Origin of the sequence: Rhodobacter sp. NTK016B, assembly GCF_017303295.1 — a bacterium.
In the GTDB taxonomy this organism is placed as follows: domain Bacteria; phylum Pseudomonadota; class Alphaproteobacteria; order Rhodobacterales; family Rhodobacteraceae; genus Pararhodobacter.
Map to the genome: position 1 here is coordinate 50,232 of NZ_JAFKOK010000008.1, position 12,965 is coordinate 63,196.

Annotated in this window: 16 protein-coding genes; 7 read left to right on the plus strand and 9 right to left on the minus strand. The window is 65.5% G+C overall.

Annotated features, from left to right (window positions below; all coding sequences use genetic code 11):
* Nucleotides 1–111: 111 nt before the first annotated feature.
* Both JI664_RS11650 and JI664_RS11655 read right to left on the minus strand, forming a co-directional pair.
* Nucleotides 112–585 carry a hypothetical protein gene (locus JI664_RS11650; RefSeq protein ID WP_207013892.1) on the minus strand — a complete coding sequence of 158 codons (474 nt, stop codon included), beginning with the start codon at nt 583–585 and terminating at the stop codon, nt 112–114.
* 155 nt (nt 586–740) lie between these two features.
* Nucleotides 741–2,174 (minus strand): FAD-linked oxidase C-terminal domain-containing protein, encoded by a 1,434-nt coding sequence (locus tag JI664_RS11655; protein ID WP_207013893.1) that lies wholly within the window; start codon nt 2,172–2,174, stop codon nt 741–743.
* Between the two features lie 97 nt (nt 2,175–2,271).
* On the opposite strand from JI664_RS11655, the gene JI664_RS11660 reads away from it, so the two are divergent.
* The gene (locus JI664_RS11660) at nt 2,272–2,985 is read left to right on the plus strand and encodes a DUF599 domain-containing protein (RefSeq protein ID WP_207013894.1); all 714 of its coding nucleotides are present in this window, start codon (nt 2,272–2,274) and stop codon (nt 2,983–2,985) included.
* 73 nt (nt 2,986–3,058) lie between these two features.
* Here the strand turns inward: JI664_RS11660 and rlmH are convergent, their stop codons facing one another.
* From rlmH to JI664_RS11675, 3 genes are all read right to left on the minus strand, one after another.
* Nucleotides 3,059–3,529 (minus strand): 23S rRNA (pseudouridine(1915)-N(3))-methyltransferase RlmH, encoded by a 471-nt coding sequence (gene rlmH / locus JI664_RS11665; protein WP_207013895.1) that lies wholly within the window; start codon nt 3,527–3,529, stop codon nt 3,059–3,061.
* 66 nt (nt 3,530–3,595) lie between these two features.
* Nucleotides 3,596–3,967 (minus strand): ribosome silencing factor, encoded by a 372-nt coding sequence (gene rsfS, locus JI664_RS11670; protein ID WP_286174069.1) that lies wholly within the window; start codon nt 3,965–3,967, stop codon nt 3,596–3,598.
* Nucleotides 3,968–4,110: 143 nt separating this feature from the next.
* The gene (locus JI664_RS11675; RefSeq protein ID WP_207013897.1) at nt 4,111–5,505 is read right to left on the minus strand and encodes a mechanosensitive ion channel family protein; all 1,395 of its coding nucleotides are present in this window, start codon (nt 5,503–5,505) and stop codon (nt 4,111–4,113) included.
* Between the two features lie 160 nt (nt 5,506–5,665).
* Here JI664_RS11675 and JI664_RS11680 point away from each other — a divergent pair, with 160 nt between their 5' ends.
* The 6 genes from JI664_RS11680 (at nt 5,666) to JI664_RS11705 (ending at nt 11,114) form a co-directional block, all read left to right on the plus strand.
* Entirely contained in the window at nt 5,666–6,046 is a 381-nt protein-coding gene (locus JI664_RS11680) for a VOC family protein (RefSeq protein WP_207013898.1), read from the plus strand.
* 240 nt (nt 6,047–6,286) lie between these two features.
* On the plus strand, nt 6,287–7,708 hold the full coding sequence (gene leuC / locus JI664_RS11685) for a 3-isopropylmalate dehydratase large subunit (protein WP_207013899.1): 1,422 nt from the start codon (nt 6,287–6,289) through the stop codon (nt 7,706–7,708).
* Nucleotides 7,708–8,220, plus strand: a complete 513-nt coding sequence (locus JI664_RS11690) for an HdeD family acid-resistance protein (protein WP_207013900.1) — start codon at nt 7,708–7,710, stop codon at nt 8,218–8,220. Before leuC ends, JI664_RS11690 begins: the two co-directional genes overlap by 1 nt.
* A 75-nt stretch (nt 8,221–8,295) precedes the next feature.
* Nucleotides 8,296–8,901: a 3-isopropylmalate dehydratase small subunit gene (leuD, locus tag JI664_RS11695; protein ID WP_207013901.1), complete on the plus strand. Its 606-nt coding sequence runs from the start codon at nt 8,296–8,298 to the stop codon at nt 8,899–8,901.
* Nucleotides 8,902–9,144: 243 nt separating this feature from the next.
* A complete protein-coding gene (locus JI664_RS11700) occupies nt 9,145–9,996 on the plus strand; it encodes a hypothetical protein (RefSeq protein ID WP_207013902.1) in 852 nt (283 codons plus the stop codon).
* 77 nt (nt 9,997–10,073) lie between these two features.
* Nucleotides 10,074–11,114 (plus strand): endonuclease/exonuclease/phosphatase family protein, encoded by a 1,041-nt coding sequence (locus JI664_RS11705; RefSeq protein WP_349768716.1) that lies wholly within the window; start codon nt 10,074–10,076, stop codon nt 11,112–11,114.
* Nucleotides 11,115–11,263: 149 nt separating this feature from the next.
* On the opposite strand, the gene JI664_RS11710 is transcribed toward JI664_RS11705, so the two are convergent.
* From JI664_RS11710 to ccoS, 4 genes are all read right to left on the minus strand, one after another.
* A complete protein-coding gene (locus tag JI664_RS11710; RefSeq protein WP_207013903.1) occupies nt 11,264–11,719 on the minus strand; it encodes a host attachment family protein in 456 nt (151 codons plus the stop codon).
* A complete protein-coding gene (locus JI664_RS11715) occupies nt 11,719–11,943 on the minus strand; it encodes a hypothetical protein (protein ID WP_207013904.1) in 225 nt (74 codons plus the stop codon). The genes JI664_RS11710 and JI664_RS11715 overlap by 1 nt, the downstream gene beginning before the upstream one ends.
* A gap of 157 nt (nt 11,944–12,100) precedes the next feature.
* Nucleotides 12,101–12,700: a superoxide dismutase gene (locus JI664_RS11720; RefSeq protein WP_207013905.1), complete on the minus strand. Its 600-nt coding sequence runs from the start codon at nt 12,698–12,700 to the stop codon at nt 12,101–12,103.
* 99 nt (nt 12,701–12,799) lie between these two features.
* Nucleotides 12,800–12,958 (minus strand): cbb3-type cytochrome oxidase assembly protein CcoS, encoded by a 159-nt coding sequence (gene ccoS, locus JI664_RS11725; protein WP_207013906.1) that lies wholly within the window; start codon nt 12,956–12,958, stop codon nt 12,800–12,802.
* Nucleotides 12,959–12,965 lie beyond the last annotated feature (7 nt).

Genomic DNA, 12,965 nt, shown 5'->3' on the forward strand with positions numbered 1-12,965 from the left:
ACGGCGAGGGCATCGGCGGTCATCGGGGGCTCCTTTCGGCGGGCGGGCACGGGGAAAACCCCGGCGGGCAAAGGCCTGCCGGGGTTGCGATGGCGCGAACGGGCGCGGCGCTTAGTGCCAGATAACCCGCGCGGTACAGGGTATCCCGGCGGGCAGTCCCCCCGGCAACACATGCGGCACGAAGACCGATTGTCCCGCGCGCATCTGCGGCAGCACCACGGTGCCGCGAAACGGGCTGCCGTCGATCGACCAGTTGGCCACCGCCCCCTGCGAGATGGGGACGGTCGCGGTCATCATGATGTCTTCGGGAAAGTCCGAGGGCGAGCCGCCCACCATGCACCGCATCGCCGGACGCACGCGCCGCGCTGTACTGTACATCGGCGTGCGATGGCCCGCGACCGTCTCGGCGCGCAACAAGGGCCGCGCCGACGCGAAACCGGGCGGCGTATGCGCCGCCATTCGCTGCGCAAACTGCGGGCTGTCGGTATCGAGGGCGAAAGCCGGGCTGGTCAGGGCCGGCCCGGCGAACGAGAGCGCCGCCAGAAGACCGGCGGTCAGGGCGGTTTTTGGAAAGCGGCTGAGCATGGCTGAATCCTTGGTTGCGATGGATCCGTCCGGCGCGATCGGGATCGGCGCCGAAGGTCATGGCAACAAGGTGCAGGCAGGGGCTCAGGTCAGGCAAAATCGTGTCCCGGTTATGCGGTGGCGGAAATGTGTTATCCGATAACGAAGGTGCAGGATCAGCCCGCGCGGCGGCTTTCGCTGGCCGCGAGCGGAAAGACCTTGGCGGGGTTGAGCAGCCATTTCGGATCGAACACGTCCTTGACGCGCATCTGCGCTTCCAGATCCTCGGGCGCGAATTGCACATTCATCAGGTCACGCTTTTCGATCCCCACCCCGTGTTCGCCGGTCAGACAACCGCCCACCTCGACGCAGAGTTTCAGGATCTCGGCGCCCATCACCTCGCAGGTTTCCAGATCACCGGGCTTGTTGGCATCAAACAGGATCAGCGGATGCATGTTGCCATCGCCCGCATGGAACACATTGGCGACCTTCAGCCCGAATTGCTCGGACAATTCGCCGATGCGGCGCAGCACGAAGGGCAGCTCCGAAACCGGGATCGTGCCATCAAGACAGATGTAGTCGCCCATCACCCCCATCGCCCCAAAGGCCGATTTCCGCCCCAGCCAGATCTTGCGCGCCTCGTCCTCGGACTGGCTTTCGCGGAACTCGACGGGATCGTGGCGCGCCGCGATCTGGCGGATCAGGCCCAGCTGCGCGTCGATCTCGGCCTCGGATCCCTCGACCTCGACGATCAGCAGCGCCTCGCAATCGGGATAGCCCGCATGGGCGAAATTCTCGGTGGCGACGATGCACGGTCGGTCCATGAACTCGATGGCCACGGGCAGGATCCCGGCCTTGATGATGTCGGACACGCAGGCGCCTGCCACTTCGTTCGAGCCGAACCCGATCAGCACGGGCCGCGCGCCTTCGGGCTTGGGCAGGATGCGCAGCGTGGCCTCGGTGACGACACCCAGCTGCCCTTCCGAGCCGCAGATCAACCCCAGCAGGTCATAGCCGCCCGCATCCATATGCGCACCGCCCAGTTCCAGCACCGTGCCATCCATCTGCACAAGCGTGACACCCAGCAGGTTGTTGGTGGTCACGCCGTATTTCAGGCAATGCGCGCCGCCCGAATTCATGCCGATATTCCCGGCAATCGCGCAGGCCAGCTGCGACGAGGGGTCGGGCGCGTAGAAGAACCCGTCGGCCTCGACCGCACCCGTCACCGACAGGTTGGTGCGCCCGGTCTGCACGCGGATGAAGCGGTTGTCGTAATCGGTTTCCAGCACCTGCGTCAGCCGCGCCACGCCCAGGATCACGCTGTCGGCGGTGGGCAGCGCGCCGCCCGCAAGGCTGGTCCCCGCACCACGCGGCACGACCGGCACGCCCTCATCATGGCAAAGCCGCAGCACCGCCGCCACTTCCTCGGTCGTCGAGGGCAGCACAGCGGCCAGCGGCGGGCAGCGATAGGCTGTCAGCCCGTCGCATTCATAGGCGCGGGTCTCGATCGGATCGTCGATCACCGCGTCCCCGGGCAGCACCTCGCGCAGGCGCCGGGTGATGCGGGTACGCCGGGCGAGAATATCGGCGCTGGGGGCTGGCATCTGCATGGCACTCTCCTTCGGCCACTTTGGTAAGAAAAATATACCAATTGAGGGCAAAGTCCAGCATCTTGACAGGGCATCCCCCGCATCGGACACCGGAGACATGACGCTGGCCACGCTCACCTCGCTGCTCTCGCCCCTCGACGCCCTCGCGCTGGGGGTGATGGCGCTCAGCTGGTACCTGCTGGGCTGGCGGATCGAGAAAGTGGATGCGAAAACGCCGTCGGTGACGATCCTGATGGCCGATTACCGACGCGAATGGCTGGTGCATTTCGTCACGCGCCAACCCCGGATCTACGACGCCTCGGTGATTTCCAGCCTGCGCCAGAGCACCAACTGGCTGGCCTCGACGACGCTGCTGGCGCTGGGCGGGCTGCTCGCGCTGATCGGCAATCCCGAGCAGTTGCGCGGCGTGGCACAGGATCTGGTCCTCGACGCGCCCAGCGAACGCGCCTTCGAGATGCGCCTACTGCTGGCCGCGCTGTTCCTGTCGCACGGATTTCTGAAATTCCTGTGGTCGAACAGGCTCTTCGGCTATGCCTCGATCATGATGTCGACAGTACCGAACGACCCCGAAGATCCCCTCGCCTATCCCCGCGCCCGGCAATCGGCCGAGATCAACATCCGCGCCGCCTTCAACTTCAACCGGGGGCTCCGCGCGACCTATTTCGCCCTCGCCTCGCTGGCCTGGCTGTTCGGACCCTGGACGCTGCTCGCCTCGACCGCCTTCGTCACCTGGCTGATCTGGTCGCGCGAATACGCCTCGCATTCGCGCGCCGTGCTGCTGAACCCGCCCCCGGAGAATCGCGCCGGGTAACGCGCGCCCTGCGCTTTCATTCTGCCGCAAATACTCATCGACGACCGGCATGGGGCGCCCACGCCGGGCGGTATCACACCCGGTGATAGGGCGATCCCGCAAGGATCGTCGCCGCGCGATAAAGCTGTTCGGCCAGCATCACCCGGACCAGCGCATGCGGCCAGACCATCCGCCCGAGCGAGATCGCGGCATCGCCGGTCTCACGGAGCCCCGGCGACAGGCCGTCGGCGCCGCCGATGAAAAAGGCCACGTCCTGCGCGCCGGTATCGCGCCAGCGCTCGATCTTGCGCGCGAATTCGGGCGAGGACAGCACCTCGCCGCGCTCGTCCAGCATGACGCGGACAGCGCCGGCGGGACAGGCCTTGTCCAGAAGCGCCGCCTCGGCCTCCATCCCGCCGCCCTTGCGGTCGTCGAGCTGGTGCTCGCTCGTCGGTCCCAGCCCCATCGGGCGGCCCGTGCGGTCAAGGCGTTTGAGGTAATCGTCGATCAGGTCGCGCTCGGCCCCGCCGCGCAGGCGGCCCATGGCACAGATATGCAGACGCATGACGCGGCTCCGTCGGTTCGCTCAGAGCCGCGGCGCATGGCACCGCGCCGCAAAGGCCCTAAGCATTCAGGGCTTGCTGGGCGGCACCTGCCACATGCGTTCGAGCTGATAGAAATCGCGGACTTCCGGGCGGAAGACATGCACCACAACATCGCCGGTATCGATCAGCACCCAGTCGCCGGTTTCCTTGCCCTCGGAGCGGGCCGTGATGCGATAGGTCTCTTTCAGGCGCTGCAGCAGCTTTTCGGCGATCGCCGCCACCTGACGCGAGGACCGGCCCGAACAGATCACCATGTGATCGGCAACGGACGAGCGGCCGCGCAGGTCGATCTGCACGACATCCTCGGCCTTGTCGTCATCGAGCGATTGCAGGACCAGTGCCAGAACGTCGTCGGCCGAGAAATCGGGCGCCTGAGGTTCGGAAGCGGGGGCCGCCATGGCGGCCGGGTCGATGTAAGACAGAGATCTGTCCTCCTGCATGGTCTACTTCGTCCAATGTAATCCTTCGCGCAGGAAATCTCAATGGAGCGTTCGCAGCCCTCGCACGGCTATTGGCGCCCCTTTGCCGAGGATTGTCCGGATTATTGTCCGGGCTTCGGCACCGGTTGCGGCGCGGCGCCGGTCGGCGTTTCCGACGGGTGATCGTTCGGCGTCTCGATGGCAAGGCTGTCATTGAGCACGCGCACCTCGCGCTGGGGAAAGGGAATCGAGATTCCATGCGCCTTGAACGCGTCCCACAGCGCCAGATAGACATTGCCGCGGATATTCGTCAGCCCGCCGGTCGGATCGGTGATCCAGAACCGCAGGATATAATCGACCGAGCTGTCGCCGAAGCCGGTGATATGGCAGACCGGCGGGCGCTGGATGAACACGCGGTCAACGGATTTCGCCGCCTCGACCGCGACCTTGCGCACCAGATGCGGGTCGTCGCGATAAGCCGTGCCGAAGAAGATATCGAGCCGGACGAAATTGTTGGAATGCGACCAGTTGACCACCTGCCCGGTGATCAGATCTTCGTTCGGGATCAGGTATTCCTTGCCGTCGCGGGTGACGACCGAGACATAGCGCGCGCCCAGCTCCTCGATCCAGCCGAACGTCTCGCCAAGGCTGATCACGTCGCCCGGCTTGACCGATTTGTCGAGCAGGATGATCACGCCCGACACGAGGTTCGACACCACTTTCTGCAACCCGAAGCCAAGCCCGACGCCGATCGCGCCCGACAGGACGGCAAGCCCGGTCAGGTCGAATCCTACCGCCTTGAGCCCGATGAAGAACGCCGCGCCGTAAAGGCCGATGCGCAGAAGCTTGACCAGCAGCTCTTGTACCGAGGGCGAGATGTCCTTGACGGTGCGGATTCGACGCGAGCTGGTGATGGTGAGCGTGCGCGCGGCCATGAACAGTGCCGCCGTCAGCGCCAGCGCCTTGATCACCGCCAGCGCCGAGAGCCGGAAATCGCCGAAAGTGACGGCGATGGCATCGAGCGCGTCCGAGGTCTCGTCGAGCAGGCCGAGGTAATAAAGCGTGGCCCATAGCGACAGGCCCCAGACCACCAGATTGCGCAAAAGCCGGTTGCGGATCAGCTGCGCGGCAAGCCGGATCGCCAGCCACGCGCTGGCGATAGTGGCCACCAGCACCAGCACGTAGCGGCGCGATGGAAAGGTATAAATCGCCGCGAACAACCCGGCCGAAAGCCAGATCATCGCCACGAACAGGATGAGCGGCAGGCGGCGGCGAAGGATGACGAAAACCCGCAACTGCCATTTCGGCCGCCCTTCGAGCCCGCGCATCCAGTCTTCCATCCGCGCGGCCAGCGGACGCGCGGCGATCCAGGCGACGGCGGCAAGAACCAGCGCCAGCCCGATCTGCTGCAGGCGCGAAGGCAGCAGCATGGTGCGACCGAAGGCGGCGAGCGCATCGACGAACTCGCCGGCGCTGCTTTGCAGGCTTGATAGCCACGATGCGAGTTCACCGTCCATGCGACGAGTTTAGGCGTCGGCGCGGCAAAGTCCACGCTTTCGAAGGACTTGGCCGCGATTGCCAGATCTGTCCGGCCCATGCCCCCTGCCCGCAACGGTGCGTGCCAAGCACGCATCCTACAGCGTTGGGTCGGCGGCACGGGCGTGCTAGGCTGGCGCCATGCGTCTGAGCCAAACCGCCTTTCTGGTCGATGACTACGACCCCGCCATCGCCTTCTTCCGTGCCCTCGGCTTCACGCTGGTGCAGGACGAAGATCACGGCAACGCCAAACGCTGGGTCATCATGCGCCCGCCCGGCGGCGGGTCTGACCTGCTGATCGCGCGGGCCGTGGGCGATCAGCGCGCAGCGATCGGGCGGCAGGCCGGGGGCCGCGTGGGCTTTTTCCTGACCAGCGCCGATTTCACCGCCGACGCCGCGCGGATCGAATCGGCGGGCGGCCGGTTCGAAGAAGCACCACGCCATGAACCCTATGGTATGGTCGCCGTGTTCCGCGATCCGTGGGGCAACCGCTGGGACCTGATCCAGCCTGACGGCATCTGAGCTGCCGCAAGCGCCCTCCAAGCCCCGTTCCGTTCCAATTCTGTTGCCTGAGCGGGCATTCGCGCTTATGTAGGCGGCCATGACTCGCTTCTTCGATATGACCGATCACGCGCGCCTGCCGCAGCGTTTCAGCCGGGAAAACCGGTCGGTCCTCGCGCGACTCCGCGGCTGACGTCTTCGTCACCTGCCCCGGGTGCGTCTGCGCACCCCCTGTTTCCAGCCAAATCCGAGAGATGAGCCATGACCGCTCCTAAAACGCTGTATGACAAGATCTGGGATGCCCATGTCGTCGATGAAGCCGACGACGGCACCTGCCTGCTGTATATCGACCGCCATCTGGTCCACGAAGTGACCAGCCCGCAGGCCTTCGAAGGCCTGCGCATGGCCAAACGCGCTGTGCGCGCGCCCGAAAAGACCATCGCCGTGCCGGACCACAACGTCCCCACGACGCTGGGCCGGGAAAACCCCGACCAGATGCCCGAAGACAGCCGCATCCAGGTCGCCGCGCTGGACAAGAACGCCAAGGATTTCGGCATTCACTATTACCCGGTGAGCGACGTGCGTCAGGGCATTGTCCATATCGTCGGCCCCGAACAGGGCTGGACCCTGCCGGGCATGACAGTGGTCTGCGGTGACAGCCACACCGCGACGCATGGCGCCTTCGGCTCGTTGGCGCATGGCATCGGCACCTCGGAGGTCGAGCACGTTCTGGCCACACAGACGCTGATCCAGAAAAAGTCCAAGAACATGAAGGTCGAGATCACCGGCAAGCTGAAGCCGGGCGTCACGGCCAAGGACATCACGCTGGCGGTGATCGGCGCGACCGGCACGGCGGGCGGCACCGGCTATGTCATCGAATATTGCGGCGAAGCGATCCGCGATCTGTCGATGGAAGGCCGCATGACCGTCTGCAACATGGCGATCGAGGGCGGCGCGCGCGCCGGTCTGATCGCGCCGGACGAGAAGACCTTCGAGTATGTGAAGGGCCGCCCGCACGCGCCGAAAGGCGCCGCTTACGAGGCCGCTCTGTCCTACTGGAAGACGCTCTTCACCGATGAAGGCGCGCATTTCGACAAGGTCGTCACGCTGAAGGGCGAAGAGATCGAACCCGTCGTCACCTGGGGCACCTCGCCCGAGGACGTGCTGCCGATCTCGGCCAATGTCCCCGCCGCCAGCGATTTCACCGGCGGCAAGGTCGGCGCGGCACAGCGCTCGCTCGACTATATGGGCCTGACGCCGGGCATGAAGCTGACCGATGTGAAGATCGACGCGGTGTTCATCGGCTCGTGCACCAATGGCCGGATCGAGGATCTGCGCGCCGCCGCCGCGGTGCTGAAAGATCGCAAGATCGCCGAGGGCGTGCGCTGCATGGTAGTGCCGGGCTCGGGTCTGGTCCGTGCGCAGGCTGAGGAAGAGGGTCTGGCCGACATCTTCATCGCCGCGGGCGCCGAATGGCGCATGGCGGGCTGCTCGATGTGTCTGGCGATGAACCCCGACCAGCTGGCACCGGGCGAGCGCTGCGCCTCGACCTCGAACCGCAACTTCGAGGGGCGTCAGGGCTTCAAGGGCCGCACCCATCTGATGAGCCCGGCCATGGCCGCCGCGGCCGCCGTCACCGGGCATCTGACCGATGTGCGCGAGATGATGGGCGAGATGGCGTGATGAAACCGGGCACGCTGCTGATCCTGCTGGGGATCGTCATGATGGTTGGCGGGGGCCTTGCTCTTGCCAACCCTTTCGCCGCCTCGATCGCGGTGACCACGCTGGTGGGGGCGTTCTTTCTTTTGGCAGGCGCGCTTCAGCTCTGGGTCGCGGCCTTTGACGCCAATCACCCGCACAGGGTCTGGACCGGGATCGTCGGGCTTCTGGGCCTGCTGGCGGGCGTGGTGCTGATCGCCGATCCGCTGGCCGGTGTCGTGTCGCTGACGCTGCTGGTGGGGATCGTGTTCCTCATCACCGGCGCGGTCCGGCTGAGCATGGCGTGGCGGCTGCGTGAGACGCCGCTGTTCTGGGTCCTGCTTCTGTCGGGCGCGGCCTCGGTACTTATCGGCTTTCTGGTCGTCGGCAATATCGCCGCTGCCGCCACCGCCTTTCTGGGCCTGCTTCTGGGCATCCAGCTTCTGGCCGACGGCGTCGGCCTTGTCGCGCTGGGCCTGACCAGCCGCCGCCGCTGACCCGTCTTCCTGCGGGCCGCGAAGGCCCGCGCTTCGAAATCTGAGGCGGCCCTGCCCGTCTTCTGGAGACCAACGATGGAAAAATTCACCAAGCTGACCGGCATCGCGGCGCCCATGCCGCTGGTCAATATCGACACCGACATGATCATCCCCAAGCAATTCCTGAAGACCATCAAGCGGTCGGGTCTGGGCGTGAACCTGTTCGACGAGATGCGCTACGACCGCGAGGGCAACGAAGTCCCCGATTTCGTCCTGAACCAGCCTGCGTATCGCGAGGCCGAGATCATCGTCGCCGGCGAGAATTTCGGCTGCGGCTCGTCGCGCGAACACGCCCCGTGGGCGCTCAAGGATTTCGGCATCAAATGCGTTATCTCGGCCAGCTTTGCCGATATCTTCTACAATAACTGCTTCAAGAACGGCATCCTGCCGGTCGTGCTGCCCGCCGAGGCCGTCACCTACCTGATGGACGACGCGACCAAGGGCGCCAATGCCCGACTGACCGTCGATCTGGACAAGCAGGTCGTCACCGCCTCGGACGGCACCGAGTTCTCTTTCGAGGTCGATCCGTTCAAGAAACACTGCCTAATGAACGGCCTGGACGACATTGGCCTGAGTTTGGAAAAAGTGTCTGCAATCGACGCCTACGAGTCGCGTGCCAAAACGCAGTTCCCCTGGCTGTAATTGCCCTGCAATCTCAAGTTGTTAAGGCGCCCGCCGCAGGGCGCCTTTTTTTTGCCCTCAAGTTGCTGCAAACCTGCGACATTTCCGCCTCGGAATTTTCGCCTTGATGGATCACGCTCATGCTGAGTCTTGCGGGGTCCGGGGAAAATGGGCACAATTGTGGCAAAATTGAGGCAGGCGGTGGCCCGCGTCGGGCGCCGCAAAAGCTCCACCGGCAATCACCGGCCGGCAAGGGGATCGAGCATGGGTGACGGCAAACGCAAATCGAACATGCCGGGGGCGCTGACGCGTGCCCTGCTGGTCGGTATGCTCGCGGTCTTCCCGGCCATGGCCATCCCCTCGACCGCCCCTGAAACGGCCCAGAGCCTGATCCTGCTGGCGATCTTCGCGGGCGGTATCGTTTTCGCCGAGTATGCCTCGGAATATCCGGGCCTGATTGAATTCCGATTCGCCGCGCCGTTCAACCGTACCCGCTTCGCGCTGGTGGCGGTGATGGCGATTCTGCTGTCGCTGCTGCAACGCAACGGGGTCGAACCCGGCGTGCTGGGCGCGCTCACCGCCAGTGCGGCGCGGCTCTGTGGCCAGATCCTCGATTTCGGGCTCAGCCCCGTGGGCCTCCTGGTCGCAGCCCTTCCCGACAGCGTGCCGCCCGAACACGTGATTTTGGTGCGCGACGGCGCGGCGCTGGCGCTGGTTCTGGCCGCCACCACCGTTCTGGGCTTCGTTACCGCGATCCGGCTCAATGCCTGGCCGATGGGAACCGGGCCGTTCAACGTCTGGATCAACCTGCCCACATTCGACCCCACCGCCGGCAACGACGTCGTCCTGCGGTTGCAGCGCCATGCCCGCATTAACATTGCGTTAGGACTCGTGCTGCCATTCTTGCTGCCGGGGGCCGTTCTCGCGTCCGAGATCCTGATCAGGCCGGTCACGCTGCTGTCTCCCATGGGGTATGTCTGGGGGATCGTGTTGTGGGCCTATATCCCGGCCAGTCTGGTGATGCGCGGTGTCGCGATGGCCCGCGTGGCGCGGATGATCCGCGCCAGCCGTCGCCGCTATGCCGACAGCGAAGGCAACGCTTTCGCCGCCGCCTGAGGGCGGCAAGGGAACGCCGCCACCTTGCGCGACGTGACGATCGCATCCTGACGGCGCGTTTCATTCTGGCAAGTTTGGTGCGCCTCTCAGCCGCCCGCCTGTCAGCCGCCGTGCTGCTGCTCTCCTTGGTTGCCTGCCCCCTTGCCGCGCAAACGCTGCGCCTCGCCGTGTATCACACCGGTCTCAGCCGCAGCGGGCCGGGCCTGTTGCTGCGCGATATCGCGCGCGGGGCTGAAGATGTCGTCACCGTCACCACCGCCCTTGCCGAGCTGCGCCCCGATATCCTGCTGCTGCTCGATATCGACCATGACCGCGACCTGCGCGCCCTGAACGCGCTTGCCGAGACCCTCGCGCAGGCAGGCTGGTCCCTGCCCCATCGCTTTGCGCCTCCCCCGAATACCGGGCTTGCCACCGGACTGGACCTCGACGGCGACGGCAGGCTTGGCGAGGGCGACGATGCGCAGGGCTGGGGCCGGTTCCGGGGCGCGGGCGGCATGGCGCTGCTGTCGCGCTACGCCATCGTCCACGGCACGGACCATTCCGCGTTCCTGTGGCGCGACCTGCCCGATGCCCGCATCCCCCGCGTCGACGGCCAGCTTTTCCCCGCGCCCGCGATCTACGATGTCCAGCGCCTCTCCACGACCGGCCATTGGGCGCTGACACTCGACACGCCCGGCACGCCGCTGACGCTCTGGGCGTGGCATGCCGGGCCGCCCGTCTTCGGCGGCCCGCATGGCCGCAACCGCGCGCGCAATGCCGATGAGACGGCGTTCTGGCTCTGGCGCTTGGCCACCGCGCCGCCACCGGGACCTTTCGTTCTCATGGGCAATGCCAATCTCGATCCCGAAGCCGGCGCGGGCGATCACGCCGTGATCCGCGCCTTGCTGTCCCATTCCGCGCTGCAAGACCCCGCGCCGCGCGCACCCCTTGAGCCGGGCGGCCCCGCGCTCACCGCCACCGCGCACTGGCCCGAGCCCGAAGGGCCGGGCGCGTTGCGGGTCGACTACCTGCTGCCCTCGGCCGGACTGAGGGTCCTTGATGGCGGGCTGATCCGGCGGCCGGGCAGCATCCATGCGCTGGTCTGGGCCGATCTCGAATGGCCGCCCGAAGCGCCCTGATCCCTGCCAAGGGCGCGCCCGCGCGCGCCGTCGCGCCGCGTCGCTGGGGGCTCGATGCCCCCTGCGACGCGCCCCTGATCATATAGAACCGCCCCGGACACGCGGTCCGGGGCGGTCAGAAAAACACATTTGCAAAACCGTAGCAGCCATCAGGCCCCTTCGAGTTCGCCTTTCACGATCTTTTCGATCTTGTCGATCGGATGGTTGGTCAGCGTCTTGTCGAGCTCACCCACCACGCGCGAGGCGACCTCTTTGTGCAGCTTCGCGCGCAGCTCGCCCAGCACCACCGGCGGCGCCACGAGCACCAGCCGCTCAAACCGGCCCTTGTGCGCCTGCGTGTACAGGATCTCGGCCAACTCATCGGCGAATTGCTCTTTCGCCAGCTTGTGGAAATCCGTCTCGGCCAGAGCCGAGCGCTGCTGTACCCCGGTATCGTTCATGCGACCGGGCTTGTCGGTGGCTTGCTCGCGATCCGCAGGGTTATCCTGCTCTTCGATACGGATCACTTCCAGCATCGGGTCCTGCGCATCCATCTCGTTGCGCAGGAACAGCGCCTTCTGACCATCGGCGACCAGCACCCAGGTGCCCTGCGTGAGTTCGGTCATCACATCTTCTCCTTGTCGCCGCTATCGGCCTGATCGCCCCCCAGTGGGCGGGTCGCCCCGGCCGAGGTTTCATCAACGCGTTTTTTTTCGTCGCGGGTGCCAATCTTGCGCTGAAGGTTGCCCCCCGCGCTGCCTTGCTGACCCCCGGGGCCGGTGCCGTCGTCACTGTCGAGGATGGCATCAGTGTCGCGCGTTCCGTCTTGCGAGCGCAGTCGTTCAACCATGGTGAGCCTCCTTTCATGCTGACAGGAAAACGCGCGGAAGACCGTGGGGTTCCCCCGGTGGTTGCACCGATCACGGCGCCGCGAGACGCAAAAACCCCGCGCCTTTCGGCACGGGGTTTCGCAACCGGCCCCGAAGGACCGGCATATCCGGAGGGGATTACAGGCGCGAAGCCACGTTTTCCCAGTTCACCAGCTTGTCGAGGAAGTTCGACAGATAGGCCGGACGCTTGTTGCGGAAGTCGATGTAATACGAATGCTCCCACACGTCGCAGCCCAGCAGCGCGGTCTGACCGAAGCAGAGCGGGTTCACGCCGTTCTCGGTCTTGGTGACTTTCAGCGAGCCGTCGCTGTCCTTGACCAGCCACGCCCAGCCCGAGCCGAACTGACCGGCGCCGGCGGCGGCGAAGTCTTCCTTGAACTTGTCGACCGAGCCGAAGCTTTCGGTGATCGCTTTTTCCAGCTCACCGGGCATTCCGGCTTCGCCCGGGCCCATCATTTCCCAGAACTGGGTGTGGTTCCAGTGCTGCGAGGCATTGTTGAAAATGCCGTTCTGAGCCACGGCGCCCGACTGATAGGTGCCCTTGATGATCTCTTCCACCGACTTGCCTTCCCACTCGGTGCCGGCAATCAGCTTGTTGCCATTGTCGACATAGGCCTTGTGGTGGATGTCGTGGTGGTACTCGAGCGTCTCCTTCGACATGCCGAGAGCGGCCAGCGCGTCGTGGGCATAGGGGAGATCGGGAAGGGTGAAGGACATCGCAGTACCTCTTGTTAGCGTTGCGTTGGGGCTAATAAGGGTTCGCGAACGCCAAAGGTCAAGGCCGCGCGGGCCCTAATCCGGGACCTAGAGCGAAGATCAGGGCTTGGGATGATCGTCGTAATCGCCGCGCAGGATGCGCTGGCTGTCACCTTCAGGGTCGTCGTACTGGCCGCGTTTCAGGGTCCACCAGAAGGCGAAAAGCCCGCCGAGGCCCAGAAACAGCGATACGGGGATCAGCACCGCGAGGATATCCATGGGGTTT

Coding starts and splice junctions, on each gene's coding strand:
- JI664_RS11650 (WP_207013892.1), bottom strand. CDS start 585: ATGCTCAGCCGCTTTCCAAAAACCGCCCTGACCGCCGGTCTTCTGGCG.
- JI664_RS11655 (WP_207013893.1), bottom strand. CDS start 2,174: ATGCAGATGCCAGCCCCCAGCGCCGATATTCTCGCCCGGCGTACCCGC.
- JI664_RS11660 (WP_207013894.1), top strand. CDS start 2,272: ATGACGCTGGCCACGCTCACCTCGCTGCTCTCGCCCCTCGACGCCCTC.
- rlmH (WP_207013895.1), bottom strand. CDS start 3,529: ATGCGTCTGCATATCTGTGCCATGGGCCGCCTGCGCGGCGGGGCCGAG.
- rsfS (WP_286174069.1), bottom strand. CDS start 3,967: ATGGCGGCCCCCGCTTCCGAACCTCAGGCGCCCGATTTCTCGGCCGAC.
- JI664_RS11675 (WP_207013897.1), bottom strand. CDS start 5,505: ATGGACGGTGAACTCGCATCGTGGCTATCAAGCCTGCAAAGCAGCGCC.
- JI664_RS11680 (WP_207013898.1), top strand. CDS start 5,666: ATGCGTCTGAGCCAAACCGCCTTTCTGGTCGATGACTACGACCCCGCC.
- leuC (WP_207013899.1), top strand. CDS start 6,287: ATGACCGCTCCTAAAACGCTGTATGACAAGATCTGGGATGCCCATGTC.
- JI664_RS11690 (WP_207013900.1), top strand. CDS start 7,708: ATGAAACCGGGCACGCTGCTGATCCTGCTGGGGATCGTCATGATGGTT.
- leuD (WP_207013901.1), top strand. CDS start 8,296: ATGGAAAAATTCACCAAGCTGACCGGCATCGCGGCGCCCATGCCGCTG.
- JI664_RS11700 (WP_207013902.1), top strand. CDS start 9,145: ATGGGTGACGGCAAACGCAAATCGAACATGCCGGGGGCGCTGACGCGT.
- JI664_RS11710 (WP_207013903.1), bottom strand. CDS start 11,719: ATGACCGAACTCACGCAGGGCACCTGGGTGCTGGTCGCCGATGGTCAG.
- JI664_RS11715 (WP_207013904.1), bottom strand. CDS start 11,943: ATGGTTGAACGACTGCGCTCGCAAGACGGAACGCGCGACACTGATGCC.
- JI664_RS11720 (WP_207013905.1), bottom strand. CDS start 12,700: ATGTCCTTCACCCTTCCCGATCTCCCCTATGCCCACGACGCGCTGGCC.
- ccoS (WP_207013906.1), bottom strand. CDS start 12,958: ATGGATATCCTCGCGGTGCTGATCCCCGTATCGCTGTTTCTGGGCCTC.